Source organism: Salipaludibacillus daqingensis, from assembly GCF_029891575.1.
In the GTDB taxonomy this organism is placed as follows: domain Bacteria; phylum Bacillota; class Bacilli; order Bacillales; family Salisediminibacteriaceae; genus Salipaludibacillus; species Salipaludibacillus daqingensis.
The window spans coordinates 170,865-189,012 of the sequence record NZ_JARZHF010000008.1 but is presented as its reverse complement, the minus strand read 5'-3'; the positions used below and the strand labels follow the sequence as shown (position 1 = coordinate 189,012).

19 protein-coding genes are annotated in these 18,148 nt (G+C 39.8%); 15 read left to right on the top strand and 4 right to left on the bottom strand.

The window, feature by feature from the left end:
- The first annotated feature begins 73 nt into the window (after positions 1 to 73).
- From QDN89_RS16205 to QDN89_RS16150, 12 genes are all read left to right on the top strand, one after another.
- On the top strand, positions 74 to 1,141 hold the full coding sequence (locus QDN89_RS16205) for a sulfate permease (protein ID WP_280771212.1): 1,068 nt from the start codon (positions 74 to 76) through the stop codon (positions 1,139 to 1,141).
- A gap of 33 nt (positions 1,142 to 1,174) precedes the next feature.
- A complete protein-coding gene (locus QDN89_RS16200) occupies positions 1,175 to 1,912 on the top strand; it encodes a phosphoadenylyl-sulfate reductase (protein ID WP_280771211.1) in 738 nt (245 codons plus the stop codon).
- Between the two features lie 6 nt (positions 1,913 to 1,918).
- Positions 1,919 to 3,058, top strand: a complete 1,140-nt coding sequence (gene sat, locus QDN89_RS16195; protein WP_425335411.1) for a sulfate adenylyltransferase — start codon at positions 1,919 to 1,921, stop codon at positions 3,056 to 3,058.
- Positions 3,055 to 3,678 (top strand): adenylyl-sulfate kinase, encoded by a 624-nt coding sequence (gene cysC, locus QDN89_RS16190; protein ID WP_280771210.1) that lies wholly within the window; start codon positions 3,055 to 3,057, stop codon positions 3,676 to 3,678. Before sat ends, cysC begins: the two co-directional genes overlap by 4 nt.
- A gap of 4 nt (positions 3,679 to 3,682) precedes the next feature.
- Complete coding sequence (locus tag QDN89_RS16185; RefSeq protein WP_280771209.1) at positions 3,683 to 5,299, top strand: nitrite/sulfite reductase; 1,617 nt, start codon at positions 3,683 to 3,685, stop codon at positions 5,297 to 5,299.
- A 34-nt stretch (positions 5,300 to 5,333) separates the two neighbouring features.
- Entirely contained in the window at positions 5,334 to 5,546 is a 213-nt protein-coding gene (locus QDN89_RS16180) for a DUF3906 family protein (RefSeq protein ID WP_280771208.1), read from the top strand.
- Positions 5,536 to 6,357, top strand: a complete 822-nt coding sequence (gene cobA / locus QDN89_RS16175; RefSeq protein WP_425335415.1) for a uroporphyrinogen-III C-methyltransferase — start codon at positions 5,536 to 5,538, stop codon at positions 6,355 to 6,357. The genes QDN89_RS16180 and cobA overlap by 11 nt, the downstream gene beginning before the upstream one ends.
- Before the next feature lie 15 nt (positions 6,358 to 6,372).
- Positions 6,373 to 7,131 (top strand): sirohydrochlorin chelatase, encoded by a 759-nt coding sequence (locus QDN89_RS16170; protein ID WP_280771206.1) that lies wholly within the window; start codon positions 6,373 to 6,375, stop codon positions 7,129 to 7,131.
- Between the two features lie 65 nt (positions 7,132 to 7,196).
- Positions 7,197 to 7,811, top strand: a complete 615-nt coding sequence (locus QDN89_RS16165) for a precorrin-2 dehydrogenase/sirohydrochlorin ferrochelatase family protein (protein WP_280771205.1) — start codon at positions 7,197 to 7,199, stop codon at positions 7,809 to 7,811.
- A gap of 163 nt (positions 7,812 to 7,974) precedes the next feature.
- Positions 7,975 to 8,955: a TRM11 family SAM-dependent methyltransferase gene (locus QDN89_RS16160; protein ID WP_425335410.1), complete on the top strand. Its 981-nt coding sequence runs from the start codon at positions 7,975 to 7,977 to the stop codon at positions 8,953 to 8,955.
- Between the two features lies 1 nt (position 8,956).
- Positions 8,957 to 9,808: a patatin-like phospholipase family protein gene (locus QDN89_RS16155; protein WP_280771204.1), complete on the top strand. Its 852-nt coding sequence runs from the start codon at positions 8,957 to 8,959 to the stop codon at positions 9,806 to 9,808.
- A 70-nt stretch (positions 9,809 to 9,878) separates the two neighbouring features.
- A complete protein-coding gene (locus QDN89_RS16150; RefSeq protein WP_280771203.1) occupies positions 9,879 to 10,961 on the top strand; it encodes a M42 family metallopeptidase in 1,083 nt (360 codons plus the stop codon).
- A gap of 44 nt (positions 10,962 to 11,005) precedes the next feature.
- Here the strand turns inward: QDN89_RS16150 and QDN89_RS16145 are convergent, their stop codons facing one another.
- Together QDN89_RS16145 and abc-f are read right to left on the bottom strand one after the other, a co-directional pair.
- Positions 11,006 to 11,305 carry a YrhK family protein gene (locus tag QDN89_RS16145; RefSeq protein ID WP_280771202.1) on the bottom strand — a complete coding sequence of 100 codons (300 nt, stop codon included), beginning with the start codon at positions 11,303 to 11,305 and terminating at the stop codon, positions 11,006 to 11,008.
- 115 nt (positions 11,306 to 11,420) lie between these two features.
- A complete protein-coding gene (gene abc-f / locus QDN89_RS16140) occupies positions 11,421 to 13,034 on the bottom strand; it encodes a ribosomal protection-like ABC-F family protein (protein ID WP_280771201.1) in 1,614 nt (537 codons plus the stop codon).
- Positions 13,035 to 13,639: 605 nt separating this feature from the next.
- On the opposite strand from abc-f, the gene QDN89_RS16135 reads away from it, so the two are divergent.
- Together QDN89_RS16135 and QDN89_RS16130 are read left to right on the top strand one after the other, a co-directional pair.
- A complete protein-coding gene (locus QDN89_RS16135; RefSeq protein ID WP_280771200.1) occupies positions 13,640 to 14,185 on the top strand; it encodes a flavodoxin domain-containing protein in 546 nt (181 codons plus the stop codon).
- Between the two features lie 163 nt (positions 14,186 to 14,348).
- Positions 14,349 to 14,693 carry an ASCH domain-containing protein gene (locus tag QDN89_RS16130; protein WP_280771199.1) on the top strand — a complete coding sequence of 115 codons (345 nt, stop codon included), beginning with the start codon at positions 14,349 to 14,351 and terminating at the stop codon, positions 14,691 to 14,693.
- 243 nt (positions 14,694 to 14,936) lie between these two features.
- Here QDN89_RS16130 and QDN89_RS16125 read toward each other — a convergent pair whose 3' ends face one another.
- Positions 14,937 to 15,905 carry an NAD(P)H-dependent flavin oxidoreductase gene (locus QDN89_RS16125; RefSeq protein WP_280771197.1) on the bottom strand — a complete coding sequence of 323 codons (969 nt, stop codon included), beginning with the start codon at positions 15,903 to 15,905 and terminating at the stop codon, positions 14,937 to 14,939.
- Between the two features lie 319 nt (positions 15,906 to 16,224).
- Here QDN89_RS16125 and QDN89_RS16120 point away from each other — a divergent pair, with 319 nt between their 5' ends.
- Positions 16,225 to 17,178 carry an alpha/beta hydrolase gene (locus QDN89_RS16120; protein ID WP_280771196.1) on the top strand — a complete coding sequence of 318 codons (954 nt, stop codon included), beginning with the start codon at positions 16,225 to 16,227 and terminating at the stop codon, positions 17,176 to 17,178.
- Positions 17,179 to 17,206: 28 nt separating this feature from the next.
- Here the strand turns inward: QDN89_RS16120 and gltC are convergent, their stop codons facing one another.
- Positions 17,207 to 18,112 carry a glutamate biosynthesis transcriptional regulator GltC gene (gene gltC, locus QDN89_RS16115; RefSeq protein WP_280771195.1) on the bottom strand — a complete coding sequence of 302 codons (906 nt, stop codon included), beginning with the start codon at positions 18,110 to 18,112 and terminating at the stop codon, positions 17,207 to 17,209.
- Positions 18,113 to 18,148 lie beyond the last annotated feature (36 nt).

Here is an 18,148-nt window from a genome sequence, read left to right as displayed (position 1 = left end):
ATATAATCCCTAGTAAACATATAGGAATTAACACAAATGGAATTTTGAATCTACTTGTTAGGAAGTGTGCGCGATGATATTAGCTTATATAACGATTGCTATAGCCTTGTTTTTTGCCATGAATATCGGGGCTAGTGGGGCCGCAGCAACGATGGGACCTGCATATGGCAGCGGTGCAGTGAAACAAAAATATCTCGCACTCATTCTCGCTGGTTCTGGTGCTTTATTAGGAGCGGTAGTCGGTGGAGGAGAAGTAGTAAAAACGGTGGGAGAAGGGATTATCCCTAAAAATATTTTCTCTCTAGAAGTGGCACTTGTCATCTTGCTTTCAGCAACACTTACGCTTTTTCTAGCGAATATGATTGGGATTCCTTTATCCACGAGTGAAGTGACGATTGGTGCCGTCGTTGGAGTCGGGATTGCCTTTCAAGCTTTGTATGTGAACCAAGTGTTGTATATCGTTTCCTTTTGGCTTTTGGTACCTGTTGTTGCATTTGTACTCTGCTATATTTTCGGAAAAGTCATTCAACTTATGGAACGGAGATGGCCGCAATTAACTGGTAAGGGAGTCTGGAAAAAAGGCTTAGCCATCCTATTAGTCGTGACGGGGTTCGTCGAAGCTTTTTCTGCAGGGATGAACAATGTAGCTAATGCCATTGGTCCTCTTGTGGGTGCAGGAATCATGGAACAAAGTTCAGGTATTTGGCTTGGAGGAATTTTTGTAGCTTTAGGGGCCATTTTATTCGGAGGAAAAGTACTTGAAACAAATGGGAAAAAGATCATTTCGTTTTCCTTGCTGGAAGGTACGGCTGTATCTGGAACTGGTGGAGGGCTTGTTATCATCGCTTCTGTGTTTGGAATTCCAGTACCGTTAACGCAAGCAACAACGGCGGGGATTGTTGGCATAGGCTGTGCTAGAAGTGGATTTCAACTATGGCAAAAAGGTGTTATTAAGAAGATCGTTAAAGTGTGGGTTGTTTCTCCAGTCCTTTCCCTTGTGATGTCATATAGTTTGATTCATGTTTTTTTACATCCAAATCCATACATGATGGTCATCGTCCTTGCAATCATTGTTGCGACAATCGGGACGCTGAATTTATATAAATCTGTAAGACTTGAGCAACAAACCGTTCAACAATAGAAAGAATGTATGAAAAAGGAAGGAGTTTCAAATATGACAGAAAAAGCTAAGTCTTACCAGTCGTTTACCGAAAATGACTACCGTTTTTTCCAAGAACGATTGAAACATTTAACGGCAGAAGACGTGATCACGTGGGCATATGAACTATTTAACGAGAAGCTCACGTATGCATGCAGCTTTGGGGCAGAAGGCATCGTGCTCATTGATATGATTGCAAAAATTAGGCCGAATGCTCGTATCGTTTTTCTTGATACGCACGTTCACTTCAAAGAAACATATGAATTGATTGAAAAAGTGAAGCGGACGTACCCGACGCTTCAAATTGATATGGTTCAACCAGAGTTAACTCTTGAACAACAAAAGGCGGAGTATGGTGACCGCCTATGGGAAAGACAGCCAGATAAATGCTGCGAGATTCGTAAAAATATCCCTTTAAAGAAAACATTGCAAGGAAGTACGGCGTGGTTATCAGGGTTAAGGAGAGCACAATCACCGACAAGGGCGAATACAGAGTTTGTCAATCAAGATGATAAATTCCAACTCGTAAAAGTTTGTCCACTGATTCATTGGAGTTGGCAGGACGTATGGGATTATATTCACGAACACGACCTTCCATACAATCCTCTTCATGATCAACACTATCCGAGTATTGGCTGTGAGCCTTGTACGTTTGCTGTGAAAAATGGAGAAGATCACCGAGCAGGAAGGTGGGCAGGGCAACAAAAAACAGAATGTGGCTTACATGTAAAACCAAATCCAAACAAGGAGTGATTCACGGTGACCATAAGCATCCCTCACGGAGGTACATTAATTAATCGACTAGATGAAAAGTATGACGTATCCACGATTCAAACAACGGTCGAATTAGACAAAACAGGATTATCAGATTTAGAACTCATAGCCAATGGAGCGTATAGCCCATTAACCGGTTTTCTCGGCCAAGAAGATTACAAAAAAGTCGTTCACAATATGCGTTTATCCGATGGAAACGTTTGGAGTTTACCGATTACATTACCAGTTACGAAAAAACGAGCGGAAAGTCTGAAAGCAGGAGAGTCGGTTCGTTTGACGTTTGAAGGGGTCACTTACGGAGTTTTACAGCTAGAAGAGATTTTCACACCAGACCAAGAGACAGAAGCGATTCATGTCTATAAAACAAATGATCAAGCACACCCAGGTGTGAAAAAGATGTTTGAGAGAGGGGATACGTATTTGGCAGGACCGGTAACGTTGGTTCGATCCCCAGAAAAAGACCAGTTCTCCCATTTCTATTTGAATCCGTCGAAAACACGGGAAACGTTTGAACAAAAAGGATGGAAAAAGGTCGTTGGTTTCCAAACGAGAAACCCTGTTCACCGAGCGCATGAATACATTCAAAAGGCGGCTTTGGAAATTGTAGATGGGTTATTTTTGAATCCTCTTGTCGGTGAAACGAAAGCCGATGATATTCCAGCTGATGTCAGGATGGAAAGTTACCAAGTTCTATTAGAGAACTACTATCCTAAAGACCGCGTATTCCTAGCAGTGTTTCCTGCAGCGATGCGTTATGCAGGTCCCCGCGAAGCAATTTTTCATGCGATGGTTCGAAAGAATTATGGGTGCACCCACTTCATTGTCGGAAGAGATCATGCAGGTGTAGGAGATTATTATGGAACGTATGAAGCGCAAGAAATTTTTACCCAATTTACAGAAGCAGAATTAGGAATAACACCACTGTTCTTTGAACATAGTTTTTATTGCAACAAATGTGAGAACATGGCTTCCACGAAAACGTGTCCGCATGATGTGGAAGATCGCGTCATTTTATCAGGAACAAAAGTACGCGAATTGCTTCGAAAAGGCGAAACGCCACCAGTTGAATTTAGTCGACCGGAAGTGGTTCAAGTGCTCATTAAAGGAATGAAGGTGAGCGTATGACAAAACAAACAGCGACGGAAAACATTCATTGGCATGATTCTGCTGTAACAAAAGAAGAGCGGCAGAAGCTTCGCAATCATAAAAGTTGTATCGTCTGGTTTACGGGATTATCGGGTTCTGGAAAATCCACGCTTGCGAACGCGTTGGATCAGCGACTCTACCAATCTCGTATTCATAGTTATGTACTTGATGGTGATAACGTACGTCACGGGTTAAACCGCGATCTTGGTTTTAAGCCAGAAGATCGTCAAGAAAACATTCGCCGTATCGGTGAAGTATCCAAACTTTTTGTTGATAGTGGCAGCATTGTTCTTACCGCTTTTGTGTCACCTTACCGATCTGATCGAGACCTTGCCCGAGGGATGGTTGCTGATAAGGAGTTTGTAGAGGTCTATGTGAAGTGTTCGTTAGAAGAATGTGAGAACAGAGATCCGAAAGGGCTTTATAAGAAAGCTCGCAGCGGAGAAATTCCTGAGTTTACAGGAATCAGTGCACCTTATGAGGCACCCTTAGCACCAGAATTAACGATTTCAACGGATGAAACGTCTGTGGAACAGTCAGTGCAGACAATTATCAACTATTTAGTTAAGCAGGACATCTTAGACGAAAAAGGAGTTTGATCGCATGGCATACACGAAAGTTTGGGCTGATAATGAAAAATTGAGTAAAGAGGAAAAAGCAAAGCTACAAAAAGATGGATTGGATATATTAGATGACATCCCCGTTTATGCAGAGCAGGGGTTTGAATCCATTCCTAAAGAAGAGTGGTCATTATTTAAATGGGCTGGGCTTTATTTACAAAAACCGAAAGAAGACGGCTACTTTATGATGAGAGTGAATGTTCCATCAGGTATTCTCAATCAAGAGCAATCATTAGCTTTGGCCGACATTGCCAAAGTGTATGGTCGAGATGTGATTGATATTACGACGCGACAAGCGATTCAGTTTCATTGGCTACAAATTCAAGACATTCCAGATATCTATCATAGGTTAGAAAAAGTGGGGTTATCGTCCGTTGGTGCATGCGGGGATATTATGCGAACAATTGTTGGAAACCCTTTAGCTGGAGTAGATCCAAATGAAAGAATTAATACGAAAGAAATCGTAAACGACGTTTATGACTATTTCCAGCATAACCGTGATTTTTCAAACTTACCGAGAAAGTTTAAAGTGTCCATCTCATCAAACATCCATAACGCACAAAACGCTGAAATAAACTGCTTGTCGTTTACTCCTGCTACGAAAGAAATAAAAGGAGAAGTCACTGATGGTTTTCACGTTTACGTTGGTGGTGGACTGTCAGCGAAACCATATTTGGCGCAAGAGCTTGATGTGTTCGTTACGCCTGATCAAGTGAAAGAAGTAACCAAAGTCATAACAACGATCTTTCGTGACTACGGTTACCGTGAAAAACGTCACCGTGCTCGCTTGAAGTTTCTACTTGCAGACTGGGGACCGGAAGCCTTTAAGGAAAAGATGGAAGAGTTTATTAAATTACCATCGAAAGGAACGAATCTTTTTGAAGCTTGGAATGCTGGATATTTCTATGGTGTTCATCCTCAAAAACAAGCTGGGTTAAATTATGTTGGTTTGAATATTCCTGTCGGACGATTGTACTCAGATGAACTGATTGAACTATCTCGTATATCGAAGAAATATGGAAATGGAGAAATTCGCACGTGTAATTCTCAAAACATCGTCATCCCTCATATTGCTGACGCTGATGTGGATGCTTTATTAAAAGAAGACTTATTAGAGCGTTTGAACATCGAACCAAAACCTTTTATCGGATCGTCTGTGTCTTGTACAGGGATCGAATATTGCAACTTGGCTCTTGTAGAAACAAAGGAAAGAATGCGAAATATCGCCAATTATTTAGATGATCATTTAAAAGTAGATGTGCCGGTTCGTATTCATATGGTCGGTTGCCCAAATGCTTGTGGACAAAGGCAAATTGCAGATATTGGTTTGCAAGGGATTAAGATGAAAAATAAAGAGAAACAGCTCGTTGAAGCATTTGAAATTTATGTCGGAGGTACGTTGACTCATGGTGCGCAGTTCAATGAAAAGCTGAAAGGCAAAATTGAGGCTCCAGTGTTACAAGAGGTTCTTCTTAAATTCATATCTTATTTCACAGAAACGAAGCAAGATGGAGAGAATTTCCATGATTTTTATCAACGAATCGGAATAGATCCTTTGCAGGAAAAATTGACGGATATTATTGATCAGCAGGCGTCGTAGGCGAATGCTCTAAGATTGATTGGAGAAATGATAGATGAAACTTTACAGATTTGAGGCTAGAGTCAATCGAGACCATGATGTAGCGGTTATCGTTGTAGCAGAAAGTGAAAACGAGGCGTTTGACGCCGCTGAAGTAGAATTAGAAAAATCGTATTTGAAAACACCAATCATAGAAGAACTGTCATTAATGGACACTAGAATTGTTGCGAAACAAGCAGCATTTGTAATTGGATATGATGAAAACTAGAGGAGGAAAAGGCGTGAATAGGAATAAAGGAGAAGTTTATTTTGTTGGAGCAGGCCCCGGTGACCCGAAGCTTTTGACTCTTCGAGGGGCAGAATTATTGCAAGAGGCCGATGTGATTGTATATGATCGACTCGTAAACGTAGAATTATTGAAACACGCGAAACAAGGTGCTGACTTGATTTATTGCGGAAAGCAACCCGAGGTGAAGTGTATTTCTCAAGATGAGATTAATGATATCCTTGTTTTTCACGGGAAAAGAGGGCTTAAGGTTGTACGCTTAAAAGGCGGCGATTCTGCGGTTTTTGGTCGCGTAGGGGAAGAGGCCGCCGCATGTCGCCAACATGGTCTATCCTTTGAAATTGTTCCTGGGATTACTTCTGGAATTGCGGCTCCAGCATATGCTGGAATTCCTTTAACCCATAGAGAGTTGAGTTCTTCATTTGCCGTTGTCACGGCACATCGCCGAAAAGATGGTAGAAAAGATGAGATTCATTGGGAAGGGTTGGCGACTGGAGTGGATACGCTTGTGTTTTACATGGGAGTGAAACAAATACAAATAATCCAAGAAAAGCTTATCCTCCATGGGCGTTCGCCAAGTACTCCTATCGCCATTATTCAATGGGGAACGTGTGATGTTCAAAAAACGGTGACAGGAGAATTAGCGACGATTGTCGAAGATTTAAAAACGAATACAATTGCCTCACCTGCGATCATTGTTGTGGGAGAAGTTGTTAGACTGCGAGACGAACTTGCATGGTTCGAAGCGAAGTTAGAAGATTCCGCTTTGTTTCAAGAAGCAATAAACGTATAGGAGAGGTGACTGTGAATGAGTTCTAATCATACTGGTGTTCTCCTTATTGCCCATGGTTCTAGTAACCCAAGATGGGAAAAAGATATAGAGTATGCTATCGATCAAGTGGAAACAAAGCTTCCGATTGTCGTCAGTTATTTGGAGTTCACAGAAGAGAAGACGATTGAAAAAGGCGTAAGAGAACTTGAAAATCGAGGGATCGAAACGATTATCGCGATTCCGATTTTTATTTCATCAGGAAGCACTCATATTGATGAAATCAAGTATGCTTTAGGAGTCATCGAAAATACACCGATTGATACAGACTTGACCCGAATCAACACTAATTGTCACCTTATTTGGTGCGATCCAATGGACGACCACCCCGCCGTGTTGGAATTGCTTGCGGAACGAGTGAACTCCTTGTCCGTTGAGCCGAAAAACGAGTCTCTATTGATCGTCGCGCACGGAAGTGATGAACCAAACTTTCATGAGATATGGGAGAGTTTACTGGAAAGAATCAAGCTAAACATCGCTCAACATTTCTCTTTTCAGAAAGTTGTTCATGGTACCCTGCATCCGGACAACTTAAGAGAAACGGCTGAATCGTTACCGAGCGACTCAACGATTTTAGTGCTTCCGTTATTTTTATGCGAAGGATACTTTACCAACAAAGTTGTTCCTGCTCGGTTAGACGGCCTTAGCTATAAATGGGAAGGGAAAACGTACCTTCCTCATCCCCTCGTTTCAAAGTGGATAGACGATCAAGTGAAATCTGCGTTAGCAAAAAGGTAAGTATACGAATTGCCTTTAAGAGGATTGGTCTGATCTTCTCGTATTGATGGAAAGGAATTGGTGGAATGAGTAGTCCGTTCGTTCTTCAACTAAAAAATAGACGCTGCCTCGTTATCGGTGGTGGGACGGTTGCTGAAAGAAAAATCAATCACTTAGTAACGGAAGGTGCAGCCGTAACGGTGGTTAGTCCGGATTTAACGGAAGGTTTGCGGCAGCACAGGGAGAATATTGACTATGTACAGACAGCATTGGCTGAATCGGATGTGAATCAAGAAAGCTGTCCCCGTCTGAATTTGCAGTGGCGCGATTTTTTCTTAGTTGTGATTGCGACGGACTCTTTTCAGTTAAATGAAACGTTTGCCAAGAAGCTTGGCCAATTTATATCATTAATTAATGTTGTTGACAATCAAGAGCTAAGCACCTTCTTTTTCCCGTCAGTGGTGGATCGAGGTCTCTTAAAGATTGCAGTTACTACGTCTGGCGCGAGTCCTATTTTGGCTAAAAAAATTAAGAAACACTTGTTGCATTCGATTGGCCCTGAGTACCGAGAATATGTGGAACAATTAGAGATTATCCGAAAGCTTTTACATGAAAATGAACCAAACGCCAGAAAGCGACGAGCGTTGTTAGAAGCGATTACTCACTTTCCTGCGCCCCATTCCGATAAAGGGAATAGATGAAGTGAACGCCTCTTCAGGATAAGAAATTCCTGAAGAGGCGTTTTTGTGAATAAGAACTGAAAAATCATCAAATCAATCTTTTCTCTTTGCTATTTTCTCCTATTAACGATATCGTTTAATGAAACAAGAAATGATCGTTAGAATCAAAAAGGGATGAACGAGAGTGAATAAGAATTACCAATACGAAACAAGAAGGTCCATCTATACCTATACATACAAGGCAGAAGAGCATGATTTGTGTCAGTTGGAGATGCATGCTTTTTTTGGTCGTGATACGAAATTAAATATCCTAGAAAGCTCCATTCGAGTGGACCCGAGTAGGAGTCCGTTCATAAAAGAGCGGATTGACGTCTTATATGAAGCCGGTTCGATAGAGGAATTAATCAGCCAAGTGAATGAATTACCCCAGTCTGATCAGACCTTTAAATTGATTTTTGTGAAAAATCCGTCAGAAATTAATCCGACATTTATAGAAAGACAAGCAATGGAACGAGGAGTTGGATTGGCAATTTCTAGACAAGTAGATCTAACTAATCCTGAGCAATTATTTGCTATGATGAACGTGAATCAACGTTGGGTGTTTGGTGAACTTTTTCTTAGTAAATCAATCTGGTTTCATCATGAAAAAAAACCACACAATTACTCAACAGCACTGAGTACGAGGTTAGCGAGAAGTGTCGTAAACATTGCAGTTCCTGATCCTCGTGGGATAAAGGTGATTGATCCTTGCTGTGGCATTGGTACGGTTGTGATTGAGGCTAGTTCGATGGGGATAGACATAGAAGGTAGTGACTTAAATCCCCTAGTTATGAAAGGTCTTCGTGAAAATCTTGCTCATTTCGGGGTGGACGTGAAGGTCACAATCAAAGATATGAAGACAATCACCGGAGACTATGATGTGGCAATTATCGACATGCCGTACAATTTGTGTTCGGTTATTACAGAGGAAGAAAAGGTAGATATGTTCAAGAGTGCGAGAATGTTTGCGAAAAAAATCGTTGTCGTCACAATTGAATCAGTAGATGAAGCGTTGAAAAAATCAGGATTCAAGATAGTTGATCGATGTATCGCAAGTAAAAATAAAACGTTTGCACGAGAAGTACTCGTTTGCAAGCGAAATGAATGGCTAGCAAAGGACGTTTGATATGCATAATTGTGGACTAGTGTTAGAAGGTGGAGGAATGAAAGGGCTCTATACAGCGGGCGTGTTGGAGTACTTCCTCGAAAAAAAAGTATTCTTTAACTATGTGATAGGTGTTTCCGCCGGTGCTTGTATGGGTGCCTCTTACTTATCAAGGCAAAAGGGGCGAAATAAAAAAGTGAATATTGGACTCGTGAGTGATTCGCGCTATTTATCGTGGCGTAACCTTATTTTAAAAAGAGAGTTATTTGGCATGGACTTTTTATTCGACGAGATTCCAAACAATATTGTTCCGTTTGATTTCCACTCCTTTGCAACGAGTGAAGAGCAATTTTTCATTGGTACGATTGATTGCCATACCGGAGAAGCACTTTACTATAACAAACAAGATCACGGCAAAGACATCTTAAAAATTATTAGAGCATCTAGTTCGTTGCCGTTTATCGCACCACCAGTGGAGTATGACGGAAGGCTTTTGCTAGACGGTGGTCTCGTAGATCCGATTCCAATAAAAAAAGCGTTTGCTGATGGTAATCAAAAAAATGTAGTCATCATGACAAAAGGGGATAATAACCGATTAAAACCAAGTAAAGTTTCTTCGTTCATGAAACTTTTATATCGAAAATATCCAGCTGTAGCAGATTCACTTCAAAAAAGATTGATTACGTATAATGAAGTTTTATCTTTCATGGAAACAGAGCAAGAAAAAGGAAACATATTTTTAATCCAACCGAGTGTGGATCTTCCTATTAGCAGTTTTGAAAGAAATCAGAAAAAACTTCTTGCTTTATATGAACTAGGTTATGGTGATGCACAAAGGCATGATCAACGACTAACGGAATGGATGAGAGCATAGCAAGTAAGTGTGTTCCATTGAACGTATGATAAAATAGAAAGTAATCGTTTTCAGTAAAGGGGAAGATAGAGTGAATAAAGACGAATTTCTAGAAGAACTGAAAGATATTGCCGCTATTCAAGGGACGCCTGGCCAGGAAATGAAAGTGGTCCGATCGTTAGTGGAGAAAATATCCCCGTATTCCGATGAGGTGGAAATCGATCACATGGGGAACATTTATGCAACGATTCATGGAAGTAAACCGGGGCCAACGATGATGGTATCAGCTCACTCAGATGAAATTGGCTGCGTCGTTCGTGACATTGATGACAATGGTTTTTTAAGAATAGAACGAACGGGTGGAATGATTGAATCCTTACTTATCGGTCGGAAAGTCAACGTTAATGGGCATTTTGGTGTCGTTGGTGTAAAAGCTGGTCACCTGCAAACGCCAGAAGAAAGAAAAACGATTCCATCGATCTATGATCTCTACGTCGATGTTGGCGCGACGTCAAAAGAAGAAGTACATAATATGACGATACAAATTGGCGACCCAATTAGCTATATTAGTGATATAGAGACATTTACAAATGCAGACCTCATTTGTGGCAAATCTATCGATAATAGATCTTGTTGTGTCTTACTTTTACAACTTTTTAAAGAGTTATTTACTGAGAAAAATTTTGCAGGAAAACTTGTCGGCGTCATTGCCGTTCAAGAAGAAGTGGGACTGCGAGGAGCTAAGGTAGCCACGTATAAAGTAAACCCAGACTTCGCTTTAGTTTTAGATACGATTCCTTGCGCAGATACGCCCGATAGCATTGGGAGCGGGTACCCAGTAGGTATTGGCAGAGGACCTGTGTTTCCAGCATTGGCTGGAGGTGGTGTTCGTGGGAATATTATGTCTCCACAAGTTAAGAATTTGTTGATCCATTACGCAAACGAGCTAGATGTTCCATACCAAATGGCGGTGATGACTGGCGCAACAACAGATTTAGCGGCTGTTCATCTTGAGCGAGAAGGGGTGCTTGCCGGGGCGATTACATTTGCACGTCGCTATTCCCATTCACCTGTGGAAGTTGCTCACTTACGCGACTTTAAGCAAGGTTTTGATTTGTTGAAAAAAATGATTACCGATGCAGATAATTGGGGAGATCTTGGTTTTATCAAGTAAGAAAATAAGAAGAAGGTAGAGGGCTTTCGTGTTCACCTCTACCTTTACTCTTGCCGTTTCGTTGGGTTATAGTTTTCAGAATCCTTCATTTCATTACGAAGTTGCGCATCGTGCATGATTCTTAGCACCGGGCGGCTTGCAAGTAACAAACTACCGCATAAGTATAAAATCATACCAATCATTTCCGCTGACGAGAAGAAATTAAGAATACTGCCGCATACGAAAAATATACCGATGAATAAATCATTTACGGTTGTTATTAGCCTATACCTCTTTTTGAAATATAGCCGAAACCGTCCTGCCTTCACATCCAACTGATCTTTTTTATCCCAAATATCAGGCATTTCTTGCCTCCTTCATTTATGGTTCCCTATCATACGGAGTACCACAAATGAGGAGATTAAAACATAGACTCAGTTACTCATATCCTTCGAATAGTCATTTTAAACGTTTACGGTTTTACATATTCTGCTTTTTTTTCGACAATTCGCTAAACTCTTCCTCAAGAGCTACCTTTTCGTGTTCATCCGAAACTTCCCCTAATTTACTTATAACTTCCGATAACTTCATATTAATGGAGAGGAGACTAATCTCTTCTTCATTCGTTGCAGGTGATTTATCTTTTCGGTCATCGATGTTTCTCTTTTTCAAAATCGCACGTCCATCGCTTATATGGAGAACATCACTAGCTAATTGTTGAATCAAATAGCGGTCGTGTGTGACAAAGAGGATCGTGCCAGGATATTCTCTTAACACTTCTTGAAGGGCTTCTTTTGTAGGTAAATCCAAAAAGTTTGTTGGTTCATCTAAGAGCAAGATGTTATAGTGACCGAGAAATACTTTGGCCAAGGCGGTTTTTACACGCTCTCCACCACTTAATTTATATATCGGTTTATATACATCGTCACGTTTAATTAAAAGTCTTGCAAGAACGGTTCGAATAAATGTTTCTTCGTATTGACTTGTTTGCATCACATTTTCTAAAATCGTTCGGTCTTCGTGAAGGTTTTCTAACTGTTGATAGAAAAAGCCGACCTGAGCTGGTTTAGCTATTCGAACTCCTTCTCTCCTTTGGACAATTGTTTTCAATAACGTCGATTTTCCAGCACCATTCGCTCCTGTAATCGCTATTTTCGCTCCAGGTTTTATGGAGGCGGTAAAGTTACTAATTAACAAGCGATCACCGACATTCACGTTGAGTTTATCGAACGAAACGGCCATTCGACTATGAATCATCGGAAATTCGGTAAGGTCAAAGTTGATATCTGTCACGGTTTTAGGTTTTTCAATTTTTTCAAGTTGGTCAATGCGCGACTGAATGGATTTTCCGATTTTATCAAGTTTCGCCTTCTTTTGACCGACGCTTCGTTTGTGCAAGCGTGCTTCTGAATTCCCCATCCGTTTAGGGGCTTTTCGTAAAGATTTCGCATGTTGAGATTTTTCTTGTTTTGCAGCAGTTAAGCGATCTTTTTCTTTTATATACTGTTCATATTCGAACTGATGTCTCTGATTTTTTCGTTCTTTTTGAATGACATAGTCAGAGTAATTACCTTCGTAAATATGAACATCACCACTTTCTACTTCCCAAATGGATGTACATACGTGATCGAGAAGAGCACGGTCGTGTGAGATAATCACAAAAGCTCCGTTAAAAGACAACATCTCCTTCTCGAATTGATGGACTCGCTGAACATCCAAGTGGCTAGTCGGTTCATCTGCAAAAATTAGCTTGGTGCCAGAAGCGAATGCAGCTGCGATTTTCTTTCTCGTTTGTTCCCCACCGCTTAAAAAGTCACTGCCACGCACATGCCATTTATGATCATCAAATTTGTTTTCTTTTTTGTTCTCAATGATTTCTAACTGAGGAATATATGCCCCAGTTTCGAAACGATGAATGTGTCCGCTATCAGGTTCCAATTCTCCGTATAGGATTTTTAATAATGTAGTCTTTCCTTCGCCGTTTTTTCCGACAAGTCCAATTCTGTCTCCATCATAAATCTGTAGTTGTGGTACTTTTACGATCAGTCGATCCGCGTAATTTTTTTCAATATTTGTTGCTTGTAATAAAAGCATAAATAAACCTCCCTATTAAGCTAGAGAGGAAAAGTGTTTGAGTTAGGTATACGCAAATAAACCGTCCTTTTAAAAATTAAAGGCTTGTTAATCTTCCTTGTTAATTTTGAAAAATCAGCGAGACGCCTGTGGGAAAAGTAAGAGCTGAAGATCCCGCAGGTTGATTTTTCGAGGAAGCTGAAGTCTTGTCCACGGCAAGCGAGCCTATTTTCATAATCAACAATATTCTTTAACATAGCCAAAATAAAAGGGGAGATTTTTCGCTTACTGTCCGTAATCGAAAGCTACCTAAAAATGGTCACACTAATCCTATCTAGACAAAATGATTAACGATCAAAATCATGTCTGTGAAATAGGATTATTGCTTCATCGTATAAGGTACCTTCCTTTTCTTTAGATTACTCTTATCATATTTTGCATGCTCTTATTTGTCAATACTGTTCAAAACTAGGTTGTACTTGTTTTACGAATTCAAACGAAGCTAATTGTGTCTAACTAAAAAAACTTTGCTGAATAATTTTCAAATAGAATACAATCGAACAGGGATTTCTCTCCTGGATGTGGAATGGATACAAAGTATTCATTTCATTTGAGAGGTGTAGCTAATGAAAACAGTAGTGTTATTTAAATCTAAATCGGGATTTACGAAAAGGTATGCTTCGTGGATTTCAGAAGAACTACATGCAGATTTAATTGATATGACAGCTAAAAGAGTCGATGTAAATACTCTTTTAACATACGATACGATTATTTATGGAGGGGGACTTTATGCATCTGGTATTCACGGAGTTAAGTTTATAATCGCAAACGCAAACAAACTTACTGAGAAGAAGCTTATTGTTTTTGCTACAGGTGTCGCCCCTGCAAGAAAAGATGTCGTGCATGAAGTAAGAGATAAAAATATCCCTTCCGATTTGCGAGATAATGTTTCTTTTTTTTATCTACGTGGAGGCTTTGATTTCACTAAGTTAACTCCTATCGATAAAATCTTAATGACATTACTAAAGTGGAAAATAACGATAAAGAAACGACTGAAAATAAAATTAGTTCAAGATGAAAATGGAATGCTTGCTGCTTATTCGATGCCAGTTGACTATACAAGAAAACGAAACATTCGGCAATTAGTATTAACGGCAGAAGGTCAAGGCTAGTAGGCTGGAAGCGAGCGGTACTTTTTTAAAAACATTTGATACCATGTCTTTTTATTTAGGGGAATTCATATCTTTTAGAAAATAATCTTATACTATAGATGTTTTAAAGTTCTCATAAAGTAATAATTAGTATAAAATGGGATATGGGTAAAGGGGGATAAAAATGACAGACAACGTATTACCACCAAAGACATGTGAAATAGACAGAATGGTTACAAAACCAGAAGATGTAGAAAAGGTTCTTAAAGGAAAGAAAACAGCAACGAGAAGAAACGGTAGGTATGCCGATCCAGGTGAAGTCATGGTTCTTGAGGGGCAATCGTTCAAAGTAGATCGTGTTTACCGACAAACACTAGGAGACTTGACGGATGAGATTGCCGTGCAAGAAGGGTATGAAAACCTCGAGGCTTATAAAGATTCCATCTTGTCGATTCACCCAGGTATGCCTTGGAAAGCTACCATGCAAGTGTGGGTACATGAGTTTTCAATGTTAGACAGTAACGAATAAATCATCGAGGTCCTTCCATCTAGGAGGGACTTTTTTTAATTTCTAGGCTAATGCTATTATTCATATTAGAGACTCTGAACGTTTACCAATGTCCATTGTTCAAAAAAATTTAAAAAACAAAAAACACCGCAAAAAATGCGATGCAATTAGTTAAACATTTCGTTTTTTTCTCTTGCTAATAAAGTTTTTAAAAGGAAGCGGAGCTTGTTACCACTTTGAGGCCTTTTAACTATTTGTCATTTTTTAGTGAGAAACAACGGCACTTAATTCAGTATACTCATTCATAATGTTATCAATGATTTTTTTCGTTGGTAAAATATTGTTGATTTCATGAACTCTTGATCCACAAAATACAAGACCATCTTCTGCATTACCATTCTTTGATTGCAACAAATGATCCAAGATACAATATCTGTGGGAACACTTTTTTAAACACTGATAACATTTATCGATTTTTACACTTTTATTATCACTTATTTTATCAGTGAAAGTGTTTCTAATCGCTCGACCTTCTAAACCAACGACTGACTTTATTAAAGTAGCGTCGCCTTCTTTACTTTGCACAAATTTATCTTTAAAAGAATCGGGAGCATCGCACTCAACACTTGCGACAAATCTTGATCCCATTTGGACTCCAGAAGCACCCATACTTATTGCTTTTTTCATATCGGTCCCGCTAAGAATACCACCTGCAGCGATTACGGGTATATCTACAGCTTCGACGACTTCAGGTAAGATATCGAAAAGAGGGCGGTCCGTTCCTAAATGGCCACCTGCTTCAAATCCTTCTACAACAACTGCTGATGCCCCTAATCGTTGAGACATCCTAGCTAATTTCCCGGAAGAAACAATAGAGATGACTGGTATGTTGTATTCTTTTCCCCAAGAATACATATCTCTAGAAATCCCAGCTCCAGAAATAATAAAGTCAACTTTTTCCTCAAGTGCGGCTCTCATTGTTTCAGCAAAGTCTGTCATCGCGTAAAGAACATTCACGCCAATATAACCTGCTCCTTGAGTAAGTTCTCTAGCTTTTCGAATATGGCTTCGCATCTCATCAATTGGAATTCCAGTTCCAGAAATGGTTCCTATTCCACCAGCATTTGCTACAGCTGCAGCTAAGCTACTTAATGAGATACCAACACCCATTCCCCCTTGAATAATTGGTACTTTAGGCTCCATCTTTCCAATTTTTAGTTTTGGAAAATTCATTAAAATCCCTCATCTCTTCAGTAGTAGATACGTTTAAATAACTTCCCCAAAGAATTCCTTAAAAGCATCTTATCGTTTATTGTATCAATGAGGAATGATATTAATAGTGACATCTGTCATCAAGTTTTCGTTATGTAAGTGACAATTTAGTGTCTGTAAAAAATTGGTGATACTAGATCTGTTGTGAACACAATTGTTAAATGATAGTGGAAATTTTGTGAAGAGATGGATGTTATACTACTAAGGAATACTACTAGAAATAGAGACTATAAGATGACTCAATAGTATCTGAAGTTTGCAGTAAAGGGGAGTTAAAAAGATGAGTAAAAAGGATTCGAACGAAAGCTTTTTAATAAAAGGGTCTGACGGAACAGACGTTTTTGTTTATTGTTGGGAGGAAGTTTCCGAGCCGAAAGGAGTCGTTCAGATTTTTCATGGAATGGCAGAACATGCAAAGAGATATGAAAATTTCGCAAAGCATTTAAATCGTCAAGGATACATCGTGTTTGCAGACGACCATAGAGGACACGGAAAAACAGCAGAAAGCATTGAGGAACTTGGATATATTGGGGAAGACGGATTCAACCAAATCGTGGAAGACGAACACGCGATTATGGAGGAAATTAGGTCGAAGCATCCACAATTACCGATCGTTATTTTCGGGCACAGTTTTGGCTCATTCCTCGCACAAGAATTTATCATTCGATACGGTAAGGACGTGGCGGGCGTCGTTTTGTGTGGTTCAGCAGCAAGAACGGGGATTGAAGTTTCTCTTGGAAAAAAGGTAGCTTCGATTGAAAAATACCTTTTTGGAGAAAGAAATCAAAGTCGCCTTCTTGATTACTTAAGTTTTAGCCGCTATAACAAAAGGATTAAAGACAGCCAATCGAAATTTGCTTGGCTAAGTCGAAACCGTGATGAAGTGAGGAAATACGAAGATGATCCGTATTGTGGAACGTTATTTACTTCAGGATTTTTCTATTATTTTTTCGAAGGTCTCTCCCAACTATACGTGAAAGAGCGGTTAGCTAAAATTCCAAAAGATCTTCCTATTTTTATCATCGCAGGGGATCGAGATCCTGTTGGAAATTACGGTCGTTTAGTTAAAAAATTGAGTAAGTTTTACAAAGTGGCAAAGTTACAAGATGTGCAATGTAAGTTGTATCAAGACGGAAGGCATGAACTATTAAATGAAACAAATAAAGAGGAAGTCTATGAAGATGTTGTATCGTGGGTCAATGAACGAGTGTCGGTCGTATCCAATGGACATTAAGCACAGGGTCTCGATAGACACATACCTTTCACTCTTTGAAATAACTTAAACGAGCAAAGAAATCTTGCAGAAATTGATAAAAAAGCTGCTCAGTTGGTAATAGTACCCGCTCCTTAGGTGTAATCACCCCGACGGTGCGGGTAACATTTGGTTCGACAAGAGGTATTTTCACTGTTGAACGAGACAAACTCTCCATTAGTGTCACCTCTGGCATTAGCGTAACGCCAAGCCCTGCTGAAACAAGCCCCTTTAACGCATCAATATCATCCCCCTCAAAAGCAATCTGAGGTTCGAAACCAATATCTTTACAAGCATTGATGACGATATCGCGAAAAACAAAACCTTCTGGTAATAACACAAACGGATCGTCTTTTAACTCCCGTAATCTTAACGTTTCACGATCGGCAAGTGGATGGTGAATGGGTAATAAGGCCACGACATTTTCAGTAAATAAAATTTTTCTGTTTACTTTTTTTTCTTCCATTGGTACAGGACCGATTAAAGCCATATTGAAATCACCTGATGCTACACCGTCAATCAAGTCATTGTAAAGACCCTGTTTCAACTGAAATTTCGCTTCTGGATAGTACATTCGAAACGAAGAAATAGCTGTTGGGAGCGTATGAGCTGCTAAACTGATTGGAAAAGCAATGCGAATCGTTCCTTTTTCAGGATCTAAATATTCTTTCACTTCTCTAGTGGCATCATCAATGACGTTCATCGCATGGGTGATTCTTTTAAGAAAAATTTTACCAAGAGGAGTCAATTTTACTCTTCGACCTTCTCGAATAAACAAATCCACTCCTAATTCATTTTCCAAATTAACGATCTGTCTACTTACCGCTGATTGGGCGACATGCAAGGCCACAGCGGCTTCTGTCATGTGCTCTCGGTTCGCTACTTCTATAAAATATTGGATCTGTCTCATTTCCATCGTTTTTCCTCCAAAAAGATCAATCTCAAATAAGCA

Bases quoted from the DNA above. Each gene is read 5' to 3' on its own strand.
- QDN89_RS16205 (WP_280771212.1), top strand. From the start codon at position 74: ATGATATTAGCTTATATAACGATTGCTATAGCCTTGTTTTTTGCCATG.
- QDN89_RS16200 (WP_280771211.1), top strand. From the start codon at position 1,175: ATGACAGAAAAAGCTAAGTCTTACCAGTCGTTTACCGAAAATGACTAC.
- cysC (WP_280771210.1), top strand. From the start codon at position 3,055: ATGACAAAACAAACAGCGACGGAAAACATTCATTGGCATGATTCTGCT.
- QDN89_RS16185 (WP_280771209.1), top strand. From the start codon at position 3,683: ATGGCATACACGAAAGTTTGGGCTGATAATGAAAAATTGAGTAAAGAG.
- QDN89_RS16180 (WP_280771208.1), top strand. From the start codon at position 5,334: ATGAAACTTTACAGATTTGAGGCTAGAGTCAATCGAGACCATGATGTA.
- cobA (WP_425335415.1), top strand. From the start codon at position 5,536: ATGAAAACTAGAGGAGGAAAAGGCGTGAATAGGAATAAAGGAGAAGTT.
- QDN89_RS16170 (WP_280771206.1), top strand. From the start codon at position 6,373: ATGAGTTCTAATCATACTGGTGTTCTCCTTATTGCCCATGGTTCTAGT.
- QDN89_RS16165 (WP_280771205.1), top strand. From the start codon at position 7,197: ATGAGTAGTCCGTTCGTTCTTCAACTAAAAAATAGACGCTGCCTCGTT.
- QDN89_RS16155 (WP_280771204.1), top strand. From the start codon at position 8,957: ATGCATAATTGTGGACTAGTGTTAGAAGGTGGAGGAATGAAAGGGCTC.
- QDN89_RS16145 (WP_280771202.1), bottom strand. From the start codon at position 11,305: ATGCCTGATATTTGGGATAAAAAAGATCAGTTGGATGTGAAGGCAGGA.
- abc-f (WP_280771201.1), bottom strand. From the start codon at position 13,034: ATGCTTTTATTACAAGCAACAAATATTGAAAAAAATTACGCGGATCGA.
- QDN89_RS16135 (WP_280771200.1), top strand. From the start codon at position 13,640: ATGAAAACAGTAGTGTTATTTAAATCTAAATCGGGATTTACGAAAAGG.
- QDN89_RS16130 (WP_280771199.1), top strand. From the start codon at position 14,349: ATGACAGACAACGTATTACCACCAAAGACATGTGAAATAGACAGAATG.
- QDN89_RS16125 (WP_280771197.1), bottom strand. From the start codon at position 15,905: ATGAATTTTCCAAAACTAAAAATTGGAAAGATGGAGCCTAAAGTACCA.
- QDN89_RS16120 (WP_280771196.1), top strand. From the start codon at position 16,225: ATGAGTAAAAAGGATTCGAACGAAAGCTTTTTAATAAAAGGGTCTGAC.
- gltC (WP_280771195.1), bottom strand. From the start codon at position 18,112: ATGGAAATGAGACAGATCCAATATTTTATAGAAGTAGCGAACCGAGAG.